20 protein-coding genes and 1 riboswitch are annotated in these 19,739 nt (G+C 71.6%); of the genes, 13 read left to right on the forward strand and 7 right to left on the reverse strand.

What is annotated here, in order from left to right:
- Positions 1-10 precede the first annotated feature (10 nt).
- Together EAE32_RS08385 and EAE32_RS08390 are read left to right on the forward strand one after the other, a co-directional pair.
- Positions 11-1,093 carry a lipid II:glycine glycyltransferase FemX gene (locus EAE32_RS08385; RefSeq protein ID WP_121864863.1) on the forward strand — a complete coding sequence of 361 codons (1,083 nt, stop codon included), beginning with the start codon at positions 11-13 and terminating at the stop codon, positions 1,091-1,093.
- A gap of 122 nt (positions 1,094-1,215) precedes the next feature.
- Positions 1,216-3,327, forward strand: a complete 2,112-nt coding sequence (locus EAE32_RS08390; RefSeq protein ID WP_121864864.1) for a threonine/serine exporter family protein — start codon at positions 1,216-1,218, stop codon at positions 3,325-3,327.
- 29 nt (positions 3,328-3,356) lie between these two features.
- On the opposite strand, the gene EAE32_RS08395 is transcribed toward EAE32_RS08390, so the two are convergent.
- Positions 3,357-4,055, reverse strand: a complete 699-nt coding sequence (locus EAE32_RS08395; RefSeq protein WP_121864865.1) for a uracil-DNA glycosylase — start codon at positions 4,053-4,055, stop codon at positions 3,357-3,359.
- A 63-nt stretch (positions 4,056-4,118) separates the two neighbouring features.
- Here EAE32_RS08395 and EAE32_RS12110 point away from each other — a divergent pair, with 63 nt between their 5' ends.
- The 4 genes from EAE32_RS12110 (at position 4,119) to EAE32_RS08415 (ending at position 8,072) form a co-directional block, all read left to right on the forward strand.
- Positions 4,119-4,343 (forward strand): DUF3263 domain-containing protein, encoded by a 225-nt coding sequence (locus EAE32_RS12110; RefSeq protein WP_121845557.1) that lies wholly within the window; start codon positions 4,119-4,121, stop codon positions 4,341-4,343.
- 177 nt (positions 4,344-4,520) lie between these two features.
- A complete protein-coding gene (locus EAE32_RS08405; protein WP_240625040.1) occupies positions 4,521-4,820 on the forward strand; it encodes a hypothetical protein in 300 nt (99 codons plus the stop codon).
- 263 nt (positions 4,821-5,083) lie between these two features.
- Positions 5,084-6,718, forward strand: coding sequence for a chaperonin GroEL (groL, locus tag EAE32_RS08410; protein WP_012398905.1), 1,635 nt, complete (start codon positions 5,084-5,086; stop codon positions 6,716-6,718).
- Positions 6,719-6,905: 187 nt separating this feature from the next.
- Positions 6,906-8,072 (forward strand): ribonuclease H family protein, encoded by a 1,167-nt coding sequence (locus EAE32_RS08415; RefSeq protein WP_121845558.1) that lies wholly within the window; start codon positions 6,906-6,908, stop codon positions 8,070-8,072.
- A 7-nt stretch (positions 8,073-8,079) separates the two neighbouring features.
- Here EAE32_RS08415 and EAE32_RS08420 read toward each other — a convergent pair whose 3' ends face one another.
- The 4 genes from EAE32_RS08420 to EAE32_RS08435 all read right to left on the reverse strand — a co-directional run bounded on the left by EAE32_RS08420 (position 8,080) and on the right by EAE32_RS08435 (position 11,024).
- A complete protein-coding gene (locus EAE32_RS08420) occupies positions 8,080-8,370 on the reverse strand; it encodes a WXG100 family type VII secretion target (protein WP_121845559.1) in 291 nt (96 codons plus the stop codon).
- 102 nt (positions 8,371-8,472) lie between these two features.
- Entirely contained in the window at positions 8,473-9,945 is a 1,473-nt protein-coding gene (locus EAE32_RS08425; RefSeq protein WP_206059851.1) for a sensor histidine kinase, read from the reverse strand.
- 4 nt (positions 9,946-9,949) lie between these two features.
- Complete coding sequence (locus tag EAE32_RS08430) at positions 9,950-10,663, reverse strand: response regulator transcription factor (RefSeq protein ID WP_121845560.1); 714 nt, start codon at positions 10,661-10,663, stop codon at positions 9,950-9,952.
- Between the two features lie 91 nt (positions 10,664-10,754).
- A complete protein-coding gene (locus EAE32_RS08435; protein ID WP_121865027.1) occupies positions 10,755-11,024 on the reverse strand; it encodes a hypothetical protein in 270 nt (89 codons plus the stop codon).
- A 147-nt stretch (positions 11,025-11,171) separates the two neighbouring features.
- On the opposite strand from EAE32_RS08435, the gene EAE32_RS08440 reads away from it, so the two are divergent.
- The 3 genes from EAE32_RS08440 to EAE32_RS08450 all read left to right on the forward strand — a co-directional run bounded on the left by EAE32_RS08440 (position 11,172) and on the right by EAE32_RS08450 (position 13,652).
- Entirely contained in the window at positions 11,172-11,555 is a 384-nt protein-coding gene (locus EAE32_RS08440; protein ID WP_121845566.1) for a cold-shock protein, read from the forward strand.
- Positions 11,548-12,309 carry a DUF3027 domain-containing protein gene (locus EAE32_RS08445; protein ID WP_121845561.1) on the forward strand — a complete coding sequence of 254 codons (762 nt, stop codon included), beginning with the start codon at positions 11,548-11,550 and terminating at the stop codon, positions 12,307-12,309. Before EAE32_RS08440 ends, EAE32_RS08445 begins: the two co-directional genes overlap by 8 nt.
- Before the next feature lie 116 nt (positions 12,310-12,425).
- Entirely contained in the window at positions 12,426-13,652 is a 1,227-nt protein-coding gene (locus EAE32_RS08450) for an MFS transporter (RefSeq protein ID WP_121845562.1), read from the forward strand.
- Between the two features lie 163 nt (positions 13,653-13,815).
- On the opposite strand, the gene serC is transcribed toward EAE32_RS08450, so the two are convergent.
- A complete protein-coding gene (gene serC, locus EAE32_RS08455) occupies positions 13,816-14,928 on the reverse strand; it encodes a phosphoserine transaminase (protein ID WP_424321740.1) in 1,113 nt (370 codons plus the stop codon).
- A 263-nt stretch (positions 14,929-15,191) separates the two neighbouring features.
- On the opposite strand from serC, the gene EAE32_RS08460 reads away from it, so the two are divergent.
- The 4 genes from EAE32_RS08460 (at position 15,192) to EAE32_RS08475 (ending at position 18,831) form a co-directional block, all read left to right on the forward strand.
- The gene (locus EAE32_RS08460; RefSeq protein WP_121845394.1) at positions 15,192-15,893 is read left to right on the forward strand and encodes a metal-dependent transcriptional regulator; all 702 of its coding nucleotides are present in this window, start codon (positions 15,192-15,194) and stop codon (positions 15,891-15,893) included.
- 333 nt (positions 15,894-16,226) lie between these two features.
- Positions 16,227-16,391: riboswitch (cyclic di-AMP (ydaO/yuaA leader) on the forward strand.
- A 3-nt stretch (positions 16,392-16,394) separates the two neighbouring features.
- Positions 16,395-16,979, forward strand: a complete 585-nt coding sequence (locus tag EAE32_RS08465) for a C40 family peptidase (RefSeq protein WP_121845395.1) — start codon at positions 16,395-16,397, stop codon at positions 16,977-16,979.
- Between the two features lie 230 nt (positions 16,980-17,209).
- Complete coding sequence (locus EAE32_RS08470) at positions 17,210-18,187, forward strand: C40 family peptidase (protein ID WP_121845396.1); 978 nt, start codon at positions 17,210-17,212, stop codon at positions 18,185-18,187.
- A 362-nt stretch (positions 18,188-18,549) separates the two neighbouring features.
- Positions 18,550-18,831 (forward strand): hypothetical protein, encoded by a 282-nt coding sequence (locus tag EAE32_RS08475; protein WP_121864867.1) that lies wholly within the window; start codon positions 18,550-18,552, stop codon positions 18,829-18,831.
- Here the strand turns inward: EAE32_RS08475 and EAE32_RS08480 are convergent.
- Positions 18,818-19,699, reverse strand: coding sequence for a DUF4031 domain-containing protein (locus tag EAE32_RS08480; protein WP_121845398.1), 882 nt, complete (start codon positions 19,697-19,699; stop codon positions 18,818-18,820). The genes EAE32_RS08475 and EAE32_RS08480 overlap by 14 nt on opposite strands.
- Between the last annotated feature and the right edge of the window lie 40 nt (positions 19,700-19,739).

The raw sequence follows: 19,739 nt of genomic DNA on the forward strand, positions 1-19,739 counted from the left end.
TGAGAGAGCCTTGCGAGAATTCACTGCACGATTTGCCACCGCCCAGGAAGTGTCCGAGTGGGACGAGCACGTCACGGCCAATCCATCGGGCGGCAACCTGCTGCAGTCGGAGGCGTTCGCGCAGGTCAAGAAGGACCACGGGTGGACGCCGCGTCACGTGGTCTACGAACCCTCGGACGGGTCCCAGCCCAGCTACAACCTGGTCCTGGAGAAGTCCGTCCCGGCCCTGGGCAAGCTCTGGTACATGATCAAGGGACCGGACGTGGAGTCGGTGGAGGACATGCCCGGCATCGTGGCCGCGAACGAGCGCTTCGTGGCCGGTGCCGCCAAGGGCGTGTTCGCCATCAAGTACGAGCCCGAGATCCTCGCCTCCGACTACGCGGCGGGCGTGCTGGCCCGGTGCGGGCTCGTGAAGTCCTTCGAGATCCAGCCCAACGACTCCACGGCCGTCCTGGACACGGACATGGACGAGAAGGCCCTGCTGAAGTCCCTGCACTCGCGCGGGCGCAACGCGGTGCGCCGCGCCACCCGCGAGGGCTGCGAGGTGGAGCAGGTCCCGCTCACCGAGGAGAACATGCGCGCCATGTACGCCCTCATGGACACCGTGGGCCAGGGTCACGCGCACGTGAACCTGCGCTCCTACGAGTACTACCGGGCGTTCTGGACCAACTTCGCCGAGCGCGGCCAGGGCCGGCTGTACTTCACCTACGAGGACGGCAAGCCCTCCGTGGGCGCCTACGTGATCGCCTACGGCCGCAAGGGCACCTACAAGGACGGCGGCTCCACCCCGCGGCGCAGGCAGTACGGGGACTCCCACCTGGTGCAGTGGAGCGCCATCACGGATCTGAAGCGGGACCACGGGATCACCCAGTACGACTTCTGCGGCACCCCGCCCTCGGACCAGCTCAAGAACAAGGAGCACCACTACTACGGCCTGGGCCTCTTCAAGACGAGCTTCACCAAGACTGTCGTGGACTACGCAGGAGTCTGGGACCAGCCGCTCAGCCGTGCGAAATACGCTGTGTGGACCAGCCTGGCGGAGAAGGTCCAGCGCCAGCTCTGGGTGCGCCGCACGGGGCAGCCGTTCTACTGAGCGGCCGGCTTCCGGTCGACGCGCCCGGCGGCACCACCGCCGGCGCCTGATGGACGCGCCCTGACGCGCCCGCCACACCAGTTCCGAGCAGTGCCCGCGGCGGCAGGGAAGGTTCATCCGACGTGAGCGTGACCGAACAGTTGACCCGCATGGCCCACCAGGGCTATCCCTCCTCCGGGGAGGGGACCGAGTCCTCCGGTGTGGAGGACCTGCCGTTCGGCCCCGGCGGGGACACGGCGCTGCGGGAGGCCGTGCGGCCCACCACGCCGCGGCGCCGCCCGCGCCCCCTGCCCCGCCCCACCGAGGAGCAGGCCGCACGCGCCGAGCTGCGCAGCTCGGCCGCCCACCCGTACACCGGCCCCCGGACGGCCGCGACGCCGCGGACCACGGGGAGCCGCCCTCTCCGCACGGGCCAGTCCGCCCCGGCCGGTTCCCCGCAGGCCACGGCACTGCCCGTGCTCACCCCGGGTCAGATCGCCGCCGACCGCGCGGGCCAGGGGCACCGCGCGGGGGTTTCCGCCGCTCTCACCGAGCCGGTCAGCACGGCCTCCCGGCGCGGAGCTGCCCCCGCGGCGTCGCCGGTGGAGCGCCCGGAGACGGTGGAGCACGAGATCGCCCCGGCCACCACGGCCATCCCGCGCGGCCAGTACCCGGCCGCGCGCGTGGAGCCCCCGGCCGCACCGAAGTCCCTGTTCCGCTCTCTCGTGGCGGGCGACGCCGCTCCCACGGCTCCCATGCGGGTGCTGGACCGGCTCACGGCCACCCCGTTCCAGAACCTGCGCAAGTTCGGGGACGGCACGGACCGGCAGGCCCGGCGCACCCTGAACTTCGCGCTGCGCCTGGCGGAGACCATGTTCCACTACGGGGCGGACGCCCTGGACGTGGAGAACGCGATCATCGCGGTGTGCGCCACCTACGGGGTGGAGAACCTGGAGGTGGACATCACCAACCAGTCGGTGACCATCAACTACGTCGCGGAGACCACGCCCACCGGAAAGCTCGTGGCCGCGGGCCAGGGTGCCTCGGCGGGGTCCGGTGCCTCCGAGGACCGCACCGCGTCCTTCGCGGGGACTCCCGGGACCACGGGGGAGCGGCGGGAACCGGGCGCGCCGCGCACGGGCGAGGACCCGTGGGGCGACTCGCTGACCTCCAGCCACACCGTGATGCGCGTGGTGCGCTCCTGGACGGACAACTACTCCGGGTTGGCGGACTCCCACCAGCTCGTCACCCGGATCATCGAGGGCGAGATGCCCCTGCGCAAGGCCGAGCGCGAGCTCGCGGCGATCAATGCCCGCCCCAAGCCCTACGCCCGCTGGATGGTGGCGGCAGCCACGGTGATCGCGGCGGGGACCCTCGCCCTCGCGCTGGGAGCGTCGTTCGCGGGTGCCCTCGTGGCCGTGGGCTCGGCCACGGTGGTGCAGTTCGTCACGGGCAAGCTGGCGGCGTGGCGCATCCCCGAGTTCTTCTCCCTGGCGGCCAACGCGTTCGTGGTCACGCTGATCGCCATCGTCGTCTCCGCGCTCGGGGTGGAGCTCTCCCCGCCCAAGGTCATCGCGGGCGGGCTCATCATGCTGCTGCCCACCACGCGCATGGTCTCCACCATGCAGGACGCGATCAACGGGTTCCCGGTCACGGCCGCTGGGCGGCTGCTCTCCACGGCCATGGCGTTCCTGGGCATCGTGGCCGGGATCGCCCTGGGGGTCTCCACCACGGTGAACCTGGCGGGAGCACCGCCGATCGACGTCTCGCAGTCGAGCTTCACCCCCACGGGCGTGCTCACCAACATCGTGTTCATGCTGATCTCCACCGCCCTGATCGCGGTGACCATGCAGGTCAAGCCGCGGCACGTCCCCCCGGCGCTCGTGGCGGCCGCCGTGGGACTGCTCTTCTACCACGGGGCCGCGGCGCTCGGCGCGGGCAGCCGGATCGGCACGGGACTCGGCGCGGTGACCAGCGGCTGCGTGGCCGCCCTGTTCGCGGCGCGCTCCCGGATTCCCCAGGCGGTGCTGGCCATCCCCGCCATGACGTTCCTGCTCCCGGGGCTCACCCTGTTCCGGGGGATGTACGCGCTGACCGTGGAGACCCCGTCCTCGGGGCAGGGCATCACGGAGCTGGTCAACGCCATGGCGTCGATCGTGCTGCTGGCCGCCGGCGTGGTGCTCGCCAAGTACCTGATGCGCCCGTTCATCGAGCAGATGCAGCACCTCTCCCAGCGGCGGAACCGGCGCCGCTGACGCCGCACGGCGGCGCGGGTGCCGTGCCCTCAGCCCCGGGGAACCCCGTCCGGCAGCCGCCAGTCCACGGGCTCCGCCCCCTGCTCCCGCAGCAGGTCGTTGACGCGGGAGAACGGGCGGGATCCGAAGAAGCCGCGGGACGCGGACAGGGGCGAGGGGTGTGCGGACTCCACGGTGGGGGCTCCACCCAGCCATGCGGCGGTGCCCCGGGCATCCCGGCCCCACAGGACGGCCACGAGCGGCTGCCCGCGCTCGCCGAGCGCTCGGATGGCACGCTCCGTGACCTCCTCCCACCCCTTCCCGCGGTGGGATGCCGGGGAGCCCGCCTGCACCGTGAGCACCCTGTTGAGCAGCATCACGCCCTGACCGGACCACGAGGACAGGTCCCCGTGCGCGGGTGGTTCGACCCCGAGGTCCGCGTGCAGCTCCTTGTAGATGTTCTGCAGGGACCGCGGCACGGGGCGCACGTCCGGCGCCACCGAGAACGAGAGCCCCATGGCGTGCCCGGGCGTGGGGTAGGGGTCCTGGCCCACCACCAGCACCTTGACGGCTGCCATGGGCTCCTGGAACGCGCGGAAGATCCGCTCCCCGGCGGGCAGGGTGTGGCGCCCCGCGGCGTGCTCCGCGCGCAGGAACTCACCCATCTCGCGGATCCGCGGCTCCACCGGCGCCAGGGCCTCCGCCCAGTCCTGGTGCATGATCTCGTGCAGCGGGCGCGGGGTGCTCACGGCGGTCCTCCTGGGGCTCGACGGCGCACGGCCGGGTCCGCGGCGCGCGCTAGGGTTGAGCCCATGTCTACCACGGGAGAGGATCTCGACGAGCTCGACCGCGCCGTCCTGGAGCTCGAGGCCCAGCACTGGAAGTACCGGGGTGCGAAGGAGTCCGCGATCCGCGCCCGGCTGGGGCTCAGCCCCGTCCACTACTACCAGCGGCTCAACTCCCTGGTCTCCTCCGAGGCGGCCGCCCGGCACGCGCCCATGCTGATCGCCCGGCTGCGACGCGCGCGGGAGCGCTGAGCGCCGGACGCGTGCCGGGGGCCAGCATCCGGAGGGGTGCCGTGGTGTCCCGTCCCGCGTCCACACCGCCCGCGGCCGGCACAGTCCATCCGCCGCGGCCCCGCCCCGTCCGTCCCGCAGGCACCACGGCCGCTGCAGGACGGGGGAGGGGTGCCCGACCACAGAAGGAAGCAGACCATGAGCCAGTACCCCCACGACGAGTTCGACGACGTCCCCGAGGACGGTGCCCGGCAGGGCGCGCACCGCGGCCACAACCCCCGGGCCCGCACCGGCTCCCGCCGCGAGCTGCGGGCCGTCGTGGCCGCCGGGGTGACGTCGCTCGTGATCGGCGCGGTGTGCTTCGTGAACTCGCCGCGCACGGCGCAGGAGCCGCAGGCCGCGGCCGCATCCCCGGTCTTCTCGGTCCCCTCGGCGGGACCCGACGCCGCCTGGGCGGGGGCGTCGCAACGGTGCGCGGGCGGCGTCGTCCCCGCCTGATCCGGGCGGCGTTCAGCCGGGAATGAAACCCGGGCCCGGGGCACGGGGACCGTTTGCGGTTCCGCGCGCGCGGGTGCCAGTATTGGGTTAGCACTCAGTCGAGTGGACTGCTAACCGGGTCCGGTGGCGGTTGCCCGGCACCCGAGTGACACCACACCACGGTGAGGTGGCGCGGCACGGTGAGGACCGTGCCGCGGAGCCGTCCGTCGCGGGCATCGTGGTGACAAGTCTTGTTTGTCAACCGTCCAGGAGGGACGAAACACATGGCAAAGATGATCGCATTCGACGAAGAAGCACGCCGCGGCCTCGAGAAGGGCCTGAACACCCTCGCGGACGCCGTGAAGGTCACGCTCGGCCCCCGCGGTCGCAACGTGGTGCTCGAGAAGTCCTGGGGCGCCCCCACGATCACCAACGACGGCGTGTCCATCGCCAAGGAGATCGAGCTCGAGGAACCCTACGAGAAGATCGGCGCCGAGCTCGTCAAGGAGGTCGCCAAGAAGACCGACGACGTCGCCGGTGACGGCACCACCACGGCCACCGTGCTGGCCCAGGCCCTCGTGAAGGAAGGCCTGCGCAACGTGGCCGCCGGTGCGGACCCGCTGTCCCTGAAGCGCGGCATCGAGAAGGCCGTGGCCTCCGTGACCGAGCAGCTGCTGTCCTCCGCCAAGGAGATCGAGACCGAGGAGGAGATCGCCGCCACCGCGTCCATCTCCGCCGCGGACCCCGAGATCGGCAAGCTCATCGCCGAGGCCATGGAGAAGGTCGGCAAGGAAGGCGTCATCACCGTCGAGGAGTCCAACACCTTCGGGCTGGACCTCGAGCTGACCGAGGGCATGCGCTTCGACAAGGGCTACCTCTCCGGCTACTTCGTCACGGACGCGGACCGCCAGGAGGCCGTCCTCGAGGATCCCTACATCCTCATCGTGAACTCCAAGATCTCCGCCGTGAAGGACCTCGTCCCCGTGCTGGAGAAGGTCATGCAGGCCGGCAAGCCGCTGCTGATCATCGCCGAGGACGTGGACGGCGAGGCCCTGGCCATGCTGGTGCTGAACAAGATGCGCGGTGCCGTGAAGTCCGTGGCCGTCAAGGCCCCCGGCTTCGGCGACCGCCGCAAGGCGCAGCTCGCGGACATCGCCATCCTCACCGGTGGCCAGGTCATCACCGAGGAGGTCGGCCTGTCGCTGGAGTCGGCCACGATCGACCTGCTGGGCCAGGCCCGCAAGGTCGTGGTGACCAAGGACGAGACCACCATCGTGGACGGTGCCGGCACGCAGGAGGAGATCGAGGGCCGCGTGGCGCAGATCCGCGCGGAGATCAACAACTCCGACTCCGACTACGACCGCGAGAAGCTGCAGGAGCGTCTCGCCAAGCTGGCCGGCGGCGTGGCAGTCCTCAAGGCCGGCGCGGCCACCGAGGTGGAGCTCAAGGAGCGCAAGCACCGCATCGAGGATGCCGTGCGCAACGCCAAGGCCGCCGTGGAGGAGGGGATCGTCGCCGGTGGTGGCGTGGCCCTCATCCAGGCCGGCGCCAAGGTGTTCGACTCTCTGAACCTCTCCGGTGACGAGGCCACCGGCGCGAACATCGTGAAGGTCGCCATCGACGCCCCGCTCAAGCAGATCGCCCTCAACGCCGGCATGGAGCCCGGCGTGGTGGTGGACAAGGTGCGCGGGCTCGAGACCGGCTGGGGCCTCAACGCCGCCACCGGCGAGTACGAGGACCTCATGGCCGCGGGCATCAACGACCCCGTCAAGGTGACCCGTTCCGCGCTGCAGAACGCGGCGTCCATCGCCGGGCTGTTCCTCACCACCGAGGCCGTGGTGGCGGACAAGCCCGAGCCCGAGGCCGCCGGTGCGGGCGCGGGTGCCGATCCCATGGGAGGCATGGGCGGCATGATGTGATCCCACTCCTCGTGAGTGGTGCCCCACCCGCCCTGCGGGTGGGTGCCGAGGAGGACCCCGGACGCGCAGGTCGTGTCCGGGGTCCTTCCCTGTCCGGGGGGCGGTCGGCGTGCCAGCCCTCGCCCCGGGCGCGGCGGTGACCGGGTCCGGCACTGTGCGTGTCGGCGGGTTTTGCGAGGATGGGGCCATGACGATCATTGCTTCCGCGGACGGCTCGGCGCTCGGCAACCCGGGGCCGGCGGGCTGGGCCTGGTACATCGACCCCACCTCGTGGCGCGCAGGCGGCTGGGCCCACGGCACCAACAACATGGGGGAGCTCACGGCGGTGCTGGACCTGCTGGAGCAGACGCGCCACCGGGCGGACGAGCCCCTCACGGTCTACTGCGACAGCCAGTACGTGATCAACTCGATCACCAAGTGGATGCCCGGCTGGAAGAAGAAGGGCTGGAAGAAGCGGGACGGCAAGCCCGTGATGAACGTGGACATCATGAAGGCGCTGGACCGCGAGCTCTCCGGACGCACGGTGCACTTCGAGTGGGTCAAGGGCCACGCCGGTCACGAGCTGAACGAGGCCGCGGACGAGCGTGCTCGCGCCATGGCCACTGCGTACCAGGCGAAGAAGGCGCCGGGGGACATGCCCGTGGGCCCCGGGTTCCGTGACGACGCCGGCGAGGAAGCCTGCGAGGGGTCCGGCGAGGGCGCCGGTGGGGAGGCCCGCGGCGCACAGTCGCTCACGGGCACCTCACCCGGCCCTGGCCGTCGACCCGGTTCAGGTGGAGGTGCTGCTGGCGCAGACACGCCCCCCGTCTCCGGAACGACCGGTGCGCGGCCCTCGTCCGAGGCACCGGAGAATTTCGCGGTGCCGGACGAGTACGAGGTGCTGGATCGTTCCGACGCATCCGAGCCGGACCTGTTCTCCGAGCTGGAGGCCCTGGACCGGGTCGGTGCGGGGAACGGATCGGCAGCCGGGCACGGGGAAGCCCCGGACGGGAGCACGGCGGGCGCGCACCCGTGGCCGCCCCACCTCGTGGCGGAGGCCGTCACGCGTGAGACCGCAGCCGTCTGCGCACCGGCCGGTCCCGGGACCGAAGCCCTCCTGCACCCGCGCATGCTGTGCGTGGACGCGCGGGGCAGGGCGGGCGGCGCCCCGGACTTCGCCGCGTGCTCGAGCCCCGGAGCCACTGCGGGTGACGTTCTCCTGACCGCGCTGGGTGCGGACGCCTACCACCTGAGCTACCGGCTGGAGGGGGACACCGCCGTGACCCGGCGCAGCTCCGTGTGGGTGCGCCAGGACCAGCACAACGAGATGGGACCCTGGCTGCTGCGGTTCCACCAGGCCACGGCGGAGGACTGAACCGGGGTCAGCTCGCGAACATGCGGGCGTTCGCGGCCTCGGTCTCGGCGTACTGGGTCCCGGCGGTGGCGAGCGCCCGGTTGATCTGGGCCACCGCCTCCTCCACCTGGGCCTGGGCGCTGCGCCAGGACTGCAGGGCCTCCTGGAAACTCGCGGAGGCGGTGCCCGTCCACGAGCCCTGGAGGTCCGTGAGCGTGGACGTCATGCCGTTGACCTCCGCGCTGAGGCGTTCGATGTGGCCGTGGGCCTGCTGGGACCTGGCGGCAATGGTGTCGCTGTCGACGACGAAGTGGGCCATGGTGTTCCTCCCCGGAACGTGTTCGCTGCCGGCACCCTGCCGGCGGACCCCACGCTAGGCACCGGCCGGGCCGGGTGAACGGGGAGGACCGGGCGGGTGGACTCACGCGTCGTCGTGCTCGGTGTCCACAGGTTCCTGGCGGGGGATCCGCACGGTGAACGTGGCGCCGCCGCCCGCGGTCTCCTCGAGCCTCACGGTGCCGTCGTGCTGCTCGATGATGGCGGCCACGATGGACAGCCCCAGTCCCGTGCCGCCGGTCTCCCGGGTCCGGGAGGAGTCCGCCCGGTAGAAGCGCTCGAACACGCGCTCGGCGTCCCGGCCGTGGATGCCCGGTCCGTGGTCGCGGACCTGCAGAACGGACGTGTGGGTGCCGTCCACGGAGGGTTCCAGACCCACCCCGAGCTCCAGTGGTGAGCCCGCGGGGGTGTAGCGCAGGGCGTTGGTGAGCAGGTTGGCCACCACCTGCCGCAGCTTGGACTCGTCCCCGTGCACCCAGGCGGCCTCGGGGGTGGAGTTCCGCAGCCCCACCACCTGCACGGCGCGGTCCGGCGCCGTGGCGTGGGCGTCCGAGGCGGCGTCATAGGCCAGGTGCAGCAGGTCCACGGGACCGGTGGTGGACACCCGGCGTTCGTCGAGGCGAGCAAGGGTCAGGAGGTCCTCCACGAGCTGGGTCATGCGCTTGGACTCGGACTCGATCCGGTCCATCGCCTTGCCCACGTCCTCGGGCGTCTGCAGTGCACCGTGGCGGTAGAGCTCGGAGTAGCCGCGGATCGAGACGAGGGGGGTGCGCAGCTCGTGGGAGGCGTCCGCGACGAAGCGGCGCAGCTTGGTCTCGGAGCGGGTGCGGGCGTCGAAGGCGTCCTCGATGTGCCCGAGCATCGCGTTGAGGGAGGAGGAGAGCTGGCCGATCTCGGTCTGCGGGTTGTAGCCCTCCATGCGCTGGGAGAGGTCCCCGTCCGCGATCCGTGCGGCCGTGGCCTCCACCTCCCGCAGCGGCTGGAAGGCCCGGGTGACCATGACCCACCCCACGGTCATGGCCGCGAGCAGGGTGGCGAGCCCGAAGCTGAAGGTCAGCAGACCCACGCCGGAGATGATCGTGTTCGTGCGCTCCAGCGGCTCCGTCACCACCACCGACATGTCGAACATCGTGAGCTTGGTGGGCAGCACACGCCACGTGTGGTCGGAGTCCCCCCGGGAACCCACCGTCTCGGCCTGGCCGTCGTGGCCGACCACGTAGTCCAGGGTCATCTTCGAGAGGTCCGGGTCCGGCTCTCCGCTGCTGGTCGCGGCGCCCCCGCGGGCGGAGGCGATCACGTTCCCGTGGGCGTCCAGCAGGTACCCGGAGGTGGGCACCGGGGTGCTCACGTGGCCCTGCAGGGCCCCGGTGAGCACGGGCGCCACGGTGGGCACCGACTGCCGGAGCTCCTCGTCCATGCTCGCCACCAGCGAGTCCCGCAGCACGGACACGGCCACCAGGGTGGTGACCATGATGCTCACGGCCAGGAGCAGGCCGGTGAGCGCCATGAGCTGCGAGCGCAGGGATGCGGAGCGGAACCGCCGGGCGATCGCGTTCAAGGGATCAGTGGCGCTTGTCCGCGGAGCGCAGCAGGTAGCCCACGCCCCGCTTGGTGTGGATCAGGGAGGGCTGCTCGGGGTCGTTGTCGATCTTGCGACGCAGGTAGGAGATGTAGGACTCCACGATCGAGGCGTCCCCGTTGAAGTCGTACTCCCACACGTGGTCCAGGATCTGCGCCTTGGAGAGCACCCGGTTGGGGTTGAGCATCAGGTACCGCAGCAGCTTGAACTCGGTGGGGGAGAGGTCGATCTCGCGGCTCCCGCGGAACACCTCGTGGGCGTCGTCGTCCAGGACGAGGTCGTCCACCTTCAGGCGGGAGTCCTCCTCCTCGAGGGGCTGGGTGCGGCGCAGCACGGCTCGGATGCGGGCCACCACCTCGTCCAGGCTGAAAGGCTTGGTCACGTAGTCGTCCCCGCCCACGGTCAGCCCGGCGACCTTGTCGTCGGTGTCGTCCTTGGCCGTGAGGAACAGGATGGGGAAGTGGCGTCCCGCGGCGCGCAGCTTGCGGGTCACGGCGAAGCCGTCGATGTCGGGGAGCATGACGTCCAGCACGGCGAGGTCGGGGTCCTCGGCCTCGGCCTTGACCAGGGCGTCCCGCCCGTTGGCAGCGGTCACCACCTCGAACCCCGCGAAGCGCAGGGACGTGGCGAGCAGCTCGAGGATGTTCGGCTCGTCGTCCACGACGAGCAGCTTGGCTTCGGGGGTCTTGGCGTTCATGACCCCACTGTCTCCGAGTTTCCTGGACGGTTCCTGGTGCTGCCCAGGCTGCTTTCTGGGTGCCGGGCGCGTACGACGCCGCCCGCGCGCCTCAGCGTGCCGAGCGGCGTCGAGCGCCACGCACCAGTTCGACGCACAGCAGCAGGAAGGCCAGGGGGAAGCAGACCGCGGGGAAGATGGTGAATCCTGCCCAGATCACGTGGCCGCCGGAGGCGGCCAGGAGCACCGTCACGAGGGAGAGGGCGCACAGCAGCGCGAGCACGAGCGCCACCACGAGGAGACCGGAGATGCCCTCGCGGGGGGCGCGGGCCGCGCGGCTTCCGGTGGTCGTGGGTGCTGGGGGTGTGGAGGAGTGAGGCATGGCCACCAAGGTACCAAGGCCGACGTTACGCGCTGGGTTGAACGGGCCGCCGGCCGTCACGGCGGGGGATAAACTGTGGTGTTCGCACGGTGCCGCGCCCCCGGCGCGGTCACCGTCACGTGATGACGAGAGACTGAGGTGATCCGCGTGCCCACGGGCAAGGTGAAGTGGTTCGACGCCGACAAGGGATTCGGTTTCCTGGCCACCGACGACGGCCAGGAGGTCTTCCTGCACTCGTCCGCGCTGCCCCAGGGCGTCACCACGGTGAAACCCGGCACCCGCATGGACTTCGGGATCGCGGACGGCAAGCGCGGGGCGCAGGCCCTGTCCGCCACCGTGCTGAGCGCCCCGCCGTCCGTCACGCGCAACACCCGCAAACCACCGGAGGAGATGGCCGTGCTGACCGAGGACCTCATCCGCCTGCTGGACGGCATGTCCAACGGGCTGCGCCGCGGGCGCTACCCGGACCACTCGCACGGCCGGAAGATCGCCTCCATCCTGCGCACCGTGGCGGATGAGCTCGATGCCTGAGCCCACCACCTCCACCGACGCCTCCGGGGCCGGGGTCTCGACGGTCGGCGGGGCCGAGACCGGGACGTCCGAGCAGCTGCCCGCGGCCCGCACCCGGGCGAAGTCCCGGTCCACGCCCCGCGCCCGGGCGCCCAAGCAGGACCCCGTGCTCACCGAGGCCGTTGCCCTGGCGCGGGAGGCCGTGGTCCTCGGCGGCGCGGACGCGGCCGGCGTGGGGGAGCACGTGGGCGTGCGCGTCCACGAGGACCGGCTGCTCACCCACCTCTTCGACTGCGAGCTTCCCGGGTACCCCGGTTGGACCTGGTACGCGACCGTGGCCCGGGCACCCCGGTCCAAGCACGTGACCGTGTGCGAATCCGGTCTGCTCTCCGGGCCGAGCTCCCTGCTGGCACCCGACTGGGTGCCGTGGGAGGAGCGCATGCAGTCCGTCCGGGAACAGGACGCGCAGGAGCAGGGCGATCAGGACCAGGGTGAGCAGGGGCTGGGTGAACAGCGCGAGGCCCGCGAGACCACCTCCCGGGCCAGCTCGTCCGAGGACGACCCCTCCGGCTCCGCCGCCGCGTCGAACGCGCCCGAGGAGAGTCCGTCGTCCGGGGGTGAGGAGGCCACGGACGAGGAACCCGCGAGCGCCTCTGCCGCTCCTCCCGTGGGGCAGCAGGACCCGTTCAACCCGGGGGCGGGCAACGGCGGCTCCGGCACGGGGGAACCCACTCCCACGGACTCCACCCGCATGGAGGACGGCGCGTCATCCTAGGACGCGGTTCCACCACCGGGCCCGGCCCCGGGGCGGACGGTCCGGGACCGGGGAACGGTCGCCCTGGGGACCGGGGCGCGCACGGCGCGGCATCGCCCGCCCCCGGGCGCACCGGCATGTTCCGGTCCCTGCGGATCCGCAACTACCGCCTGTGGTTCACGGGCGCACTGGTGTCCAACATCGGCACGTGGATGCAGCGCACCGCGCAGTCCTGGCTGGTCTTCGACGAGCTCACGGACCACGACGCCACCGCCATGGGCGTGGTCATGGCCCTGCAGTTCGTGCCGCAGCTGCTGCTGGCCCCCTACGCGGGCGTGCTGGCCGACCGCTACGACCGGCGGCGGATCCTGGTGGTGACCCAGGGCGCCATGGCGCTGCTGGCAACCGGACTGGGGGCGCTGCTGCTGCTCGGCCTGGCTCAGCTGGGAACCGTCTACGCCTTCGCGCTGGCCCTGGGGATCGTCGCCACGTTCGACGCCCCGGTGCGCCAGACCTTCGTGTCCGAGATGGTCCCCGACACCCACCTCTCCAACGCCGTGGCGCTGAACTCCACCTCCTTCAACTCCGCGCGGTTGATCGGGCCCGCCGTGGCCGGTGTGCTCGTGGCCGCCGTGGGCACGGGGTGGGTCTTCATGATCAACACCCTCACGTTCGCCGCCATGATCTGGGCCATCCTGCTGATCGACGACGCCCGGCTGCGCCACTCTCCCCGGGCCGCCCGCGCCCGAGGACAGATCCGGGAGGGTGTGGGATACGTCCTGCGCCGCCCGGACCTCGTGGCGGTCATGAGCACCATCTTCATGATCGGCACGTTCGGGATGAACTTCGCCGTGTACCTCGCGGCCATGTCCGGATCGGTGTTCGGGCGGGGCTCGGAGGAGTTCGGCGTGCTCAACTCGGTGCTCGCCCTCGGCACCGTGACCGGAGCGCTGCTCGCTGCGCGCAGGGCGAGCGCCCGGCTGCGCTACGTCTTCCTGGGGTGCGCGGCCTTCGCCGTCTCGTGCCTGGGCGCGGCCACGGCACCCACCCTCTGGATCTTCGCCGTCTGGCTGGTCCCCTGCGGAATCTCCTCGCTGACCATCATGACCACGGCCAACGCGTACGTGCAGACCACCACGGCGCCCACCATGAGAGGGCGGGTCATGAGTCTCTACATGGCCATCTTCATGGGCGGCACCCCCGTGGGCGCCCCGGTGGTCGGGTGGCTCACGGACGCCTTCGGCGCCCGGTGGGGCATGGGCTCCGCGGTGGTGGCCGGGGTGGTCGGAACGCTCATCGGGGCGTGGTTCGCGTGGCGCGCACGCCGCGCGGACGGCCCGTCCCGAGGCGTGCCCGCGGTCTGACTCCCCGGCATCGGTTGTGGAGCCACCGTCGGCGGCACGTCATCTCCAAGGGGACGCGACCGCCGTCGTGCCCGCGGCCCCGGGCACGAGCACAGGCGCCGATGGCCGGTGCCCCCGTGTTGCTCGCACCGCGCGGTGGCACGGCTGGGCCCCGGGCGGTGACTCAGGCGAGCGCGGCCACGACCCAGTCGAGGCACTCCAGCAGCGCGCGCACGTCCTGCGGGGGCACCGACACGAACGTGGCGATGCGGAGCTGGTTGCGGCCGAGCTTGCGGTACGGTTCCACGTCCACCACGCCGTTGGCGCGCAGCACCGCAGCGATCCGGGAGGCGTCCACGGCGTCGTCGAAGTCCACGGTGCACACCACGGGGGAGCGGTGGGCGGGGTCCGCGACGAACGGCCGGGCGACGTCGCTGTGCTCCGCCCAGTCGTAGACGAGACCCGAGGTCTCCGCCGTGCGACGGGCGGCCCAGTCCATGCCGCCCTGCTCGAGGAGCCAACCGAGCTGCTCGTCCAGCATCAGCAGGCTCGCGAGCGCAGGGGTGTTGTAGGTCTGGTGCTGACGCGAGTTGGAGACCGCCGTGGCCAGGGAGAGGACGTCGGGGATCCAGCGCCCCGAGGCGGCCACCCGCTCCACGCGCGCGAGTGCCGCGGGGGAGAACGCGGCGAACCACAGGCCGCCGTCGCTGCCGAAGTTCTTCTGGGGGGAGAAGTAGTAGACGTCGGTCTCCGTGAGGTCCACGGCCATGCCGCCCGCCGCCGAGGTGGCGTCCACCACGGTCAGAGCCCCCGGCGCGGCAACGCGGCGCACCGGCATCACCACCCCCGTGGAGGTCTCGTTCTGGGGCCAGGCGTAGACGTCCACACCGGCGCCCGGGCGGGGGCCCGCGGGCCGGGACCCCGCGGGGGCCTCGACCACCAGGGAGGGCTCCAGGAACGGGGCCCTGTCCGTGACGCTCGCGAACTTGGCGCCGAACTCCCCGAACACGAGGTGCTCGGCGCGGTTCTCCACCAGGCTGAAGGCCGCGCTGTCCCAGAAGGTGCTGGCCCCGCCCATGCCCAGGACGATCTCGTACCCCTCCGGCATCCGGAAGAACTCCGCCATGCGCAGCTGCACGCGGGCCACGAGGTCCTTCACGGGGGCCTGCCGGTGCGAGGTGCCCAGGAGGCGTGTGCCCCCGCGCGACAGTGCGGCGACCTGCTCCGCCCGGACCCGGGAGGGGCCAGCGCCGAAACGGCCGTCCGCGGGGAGCAGCGAGGGCGGGATCACGGGCATGTCGGTCACGGGAACTCCTCCACGGACGGGGCGGGATGCTGCCTCCCATTGTGCCCGGTCGGTGGTGCACGCGGTGCGCGGCGCCGCCGGCCCGCTGCCATGCTGCCGGGCGGGGCCTGCCCCAGGGACGCGCGAGCCCCGGGTCCCTGACCGGGCCACTCGGTACACTTGTTCTGAATCATTCACACCTGGCTGAGCAGCAGTACCCCGACCGGGGACGGCGGACCCGCGCGCTGCGGTGCGCAGAAACCCGAGGACGGACCATGAGCGGCGACCTGATCGACACCACCGAGATGTACCTGCGCACGGTGCTCGAGCTCGAGGAGGAGGGCATCACGCCCATGCGGGCGCGGATCGTGGAGCGGCTGCACCACTCCGGCCCCACGGTGTCGCAGACGGTGTCCCGGATGGAGCGCGACGGCCTGCTCTCCGTGGCCCCGGACCGCGCACTGCAGCTCACCCCGGCAGGCCGCGCCACCGCGGTGTCCGTGATGCGCAAGCACCGGCTCGCGGAACGGCTGCTCTCGGACGTGGTGGGACTGGACATGGCGCACGTGCACGAGGAGGCCTGCCGCTGGGAGCACGTGATGAGCGAGCGCGTGGAGCAGCGTCTCGTGGAGCTGCTCGGCAATCCCGAGGAGTCCCCCTACGGCACGCCGATCCCCGGGCGGGACGACGGGGACGGCACCCCCCAGGTCTTCGGGGGACTCACCCTCCAGGACGTGGCCTCCTTCCCGCAGCCGGGGGAGTACGAGGTGCGGCTGCTGCCCGAGGTCGTGCAGGCCGACCCGGAGCTCATCGAGATGCTCAGTTCGGCAGGGATCCTCACCGGAGCCCGCGTGACGGCGGAGGCGAATCCCGGGGACGAGCAGCGCGTGCTGGTCACGAACGTCGCCACGGGGGTCTCGCTGGACCTCGATGCCGCCACCGCACGCGCCGTCCGGGTCCTCGCAGCGGGCGACTGAGCACGCGTGAGGCGCTCTGCACGTGACCTTTCGGGCGTGTGGAGGGCCACAGCCACCCCGGAGCCAGAAGTGGACCCGCGGGGGACGGGGCGAGGGCATCGTCCCTGGTCAGAACCGTCATGGAGAGCTCCGCCCGGCGTTCTCCCCAGTCCCGGATTGATCCTGAAAAAGTTATCAGTAGCCACGATTTCCCGCTCGAAGTGGCCGATCTGTGATCCGTTGTAATCAAAACGTGACATTGCCGTTATCTCTGCTGTACAGTCGTCGACGTGCCGATCACTGGTCGGATCCGGCACTCCCGAGCGCTCGCCGAGTTCTGCCATGCGCACCCGGGACCCGTACACACACAATCCGCATGGCAGAAGCGGGGGAACCACTTCCGGATTCGTGACAGCCCCACGAATCCTTGGGGTCAAGCCGGCACGACTCACCAGTTCGTGCGGCCGGATGTCTCCCATCCGAACCCGACAGCTCACCCCGCAGGCGCAGGGAGGAACAACCATGTCTTTCATGAAGCAGAACTCTGCCCGTCACCGCGCTGAGACCTCGTCCCACGCAGTGCGCAACACCACCGTCGCCGCCGTCGCGGCCGGCGCCGCAGTGGCCGGCGTCACCATGCCCGCCCAGGCGGCCGGGGAGGTCGTGAACCTCAGCTCGTCCTCGTCCTACAGCTCCTCCGTGGCCAACTACACCACGCAGGCGTCGGACACGCTGGCCTACGGCTCCGGCCTGAGCACGCAGTCCACCCACTCCACCGGGGGCATGGCCGGCACCGCCTACCAGGGCATCGGTGGCGCGTACGTCTGGGGCGGCACCGGCTTCAAGGCCTGGGACTGCTCCGGCTTCACCCAGTGGGTGTACGCCCAGAACGGCATCAACCTGCCCCGCACCACGTGGGCGCAGTTCGCCGCAGGCACCCCCACCGCCAACCCGCAGCCCGGGGACCTCGTGTCCCAGAACGGCGGCTCGCACGTGGGGATCTACATCGGCAACGGCCAGATGATCTCCGCCCTCAACCCTTCGCAGGGCACTCAGGTTCACTCCGTGAACGCCATGCAGCTGGACGGCTTCTACACCTTCCACTGATCGGTGACGTCCGCGGATCGTGAGGCCCGCGGGTTCGTCGACCGAGTTCGTCGCAGCGGTCAGCGCGTCCGGCTCCAGCAGCCGGACGCCGCCGCGCGGCCCATCTCCCGCACCAGCAAGAAAACATCACACCGCCCACACCGGTGAACCGATGCTGCGCTCGCAGACGTCGCGGTCACCGCACACCTCCGTGCCCTGGGTGGACACGAACGTGTTAGGAAACCACACGCATGTCGAACGACACCACGTCCAAGAACCTCTTCGCGGGCAAGGCCCGCACCGTGGCCGCCGTCGCCGCCTTCTCCGGCCTGGCGCTCGCCACCACCGTCTCCGTGCAGGCCACGCAGAACGCCGACGAGCAGGCTCCCGCGGCCGCCGTGTCCGAGGCGCCCGCCTCCGAGAACACCGTCTCCGCCGAGCCCGCCGCCAAGGCTGACAAGGCCCAGGAGAAGAAGGCCGAGAAGGCCCAGCCCGCTCCGAAGGCCGCAGCTCCGGTCCAGTCCTCCGTGGTCGAGGCCGCTCCCGTGGCGAACGTGACCCCGTTCGAGGCCCCCGCCGCCACCCAGGTGGTCCCCGCAGCTCAGAACGTGACCCCGGTGGCCGAGCAGGCTCCCGCCCAGGGCCGCCACGCCGCGCAGCCCACGCAGCAGACCGTCGACGCGGAGAACACCGCACGCCAGGACGCCCAGGTCTTCTCCCAGCACGCCGACTACACCCAGAACACCGGCTACACCCAGGGCACCGGCTACCAGGGCACGCAGCAGACCACCCAGCGGACCACCTCGCAGGGCGGCCAGATGGCCACCGCGAGCAACGTGACCACCCAGTCCACCACGGTCGAGAACACCGCGCCCAAGACCACGTCCCACGTGTCCGCCTCGGGCAAGGGCGGCGCCATCCTGAGTGCCGCCCAGGGCCAGGTCGGCGAGTACCAGGACTGCACCCAGCTGGTCTCCGACTCCCTGGCTGCCGTGGGCATCAACTTCCACGGCTGGCCGGCCGACTACAAGTCCCTCGGCCGCTCGGTCTCCGCCGCTGAGGCCCAGGCCGGTGACATCGCCTACTACGCCAACGGAGGTTCGGGCATGGCCCACGTGGCCATCTACGCCGGCAACGGCGAGGCCATCCACGGCGGCTGGAACGGCAACCGGACCGTGAAGACTTCCGCCTACGTGGGCTCCGGCCCCGAGTTCATCCGCGTGGGCTGAGCCCCCGCAGATCCGGTGCCGCGGTGATCCACGCGGTGCCGCACCTCGTGACGAGTCGGGACCGGTTGTGTACCCGCTTCCGATGAGGACGAGATAGCAGACGTGCGGACCCTGTTGACCACAGGGTCCGTACGTCTTTTCCGTACCCCGGCGCGCGCCCGAGGAGCCCGGGGCCCGGGCCGCGGCACCCAGGGCCCCATAGCCTTCCACCCCGTCGCGGCGTGCGCCGGGACCTGTGCTCGCGCTGCTCCCGCGGCGGGGCCGCAGGCTCCACCCGTCCCCGGGTCACGGGGCGTTCCGGTTCACACGAGGTGACGGGCCGCTCCGGGGTCTGTCCAGGAGCGGGCCGTAGAATCGGGAGCATGTCCACCGACTTCTCCACCGCCGCCCGCACGCCCCAGGACCAGGAGTTCACGTACTACGCCGTGGGGATGGTTGCCGGTGCGATCCCCGGAATCGTCGTGGGTTTCCTCGTGGCCGCGTTCGCCGGGCACGTGGCCATGTGGCTGTCCGTGTTCGGCGGTCTCGGGATCGTCGTGGGTCTCGTGGTGGCCGCCATGCTCTTCCGCCGACGCCGCTCGGCCACCCGTCGTGCCGCGGGCCCGGCGGTGACGGAGACCAACCCGCCCGTCAGCGACCGGTGAGCTCCGCGATCTCCCGCTCCAGGTTCTGCCGCGCCCGTTCCTCCCACAGGTCGACGGCCGCGGGGTGGTGGAAGAGCTGCGGCAGCCCGCGCAGCGCCGTGAGCACCTCGGCGCGCGCGGCCCGGAACTGCTCCTCCGGCACGTGCGCGTACTCCCGTCGCACTGCCGTGCGGTACCGGTCGTAGTCGTCGGGGTCCCCTCCCAGCACCGCGAGGTCCGCATCCACCAGCAGGCAGGCGTCCTCGTCCTGCGGGTCGGGATCGTGCTCCGCGGTCACGAGCACCAGGGTGGCCACGCGCTCCGCAGGGGCGGATGCCCAGCCGTTCGCGGTCAGCAGCCGGCGGGCCAGGTCCGCGGAGTCCCGCTCGTCCTGCCCGGCCCGGCCCTCGTGCACGGCGTCGTGGAACCACGCGGCGAGCAGCAGCTCGGAGCGGGTGTGGAGGTCCGTGAGACGGTCCAGGGACTCCAGCACGTGCAGGAGGTGCTCGGGCCCGTGGTAGACCCGGTGGGTTTCTCCCCACCGCCCGAGCAGCTCCCGTCCGAGGTCCGGGTGCGCCGGGAAGTGGTGCCGCCAGCGGGCGGTGAGTGCGGCCGCGAGCTTGGCCGGGCGGCGTCGGGCGGGGATCCGGAGGCCGCTGGCGATCAGGATCCGTGCGAGCTGCTTGCCGTCCACGGCCCGCGCACCCAGGGTGACGGCGTCCTCGTGGCGGTGGGCGGGAACATCGTAGTGGTCCTGGTCGAAGGCCCGCTCCGAGACTCCCAGGGAACGGGCGAAACCGTGCAGCTCCTCCAGGGACGCGTCCGAGACGAGGTGCGAGAACACGGTTCCGTGCGCGGGCCACCGGGGTGGATCGATGTAGACGGTCATCTCCCCATTGTGCGCCGACTCGCGGGTGGGCGGCGGCATG

The organism is Kocuria tytonicola, from assembly GCF_003687175.1.
Lineage (GTDB): Bacteria > Actinomycetota > Actinomycetes > Actinomycetales > Micrococcaceae > Kocuria > Kocuria tytonicola.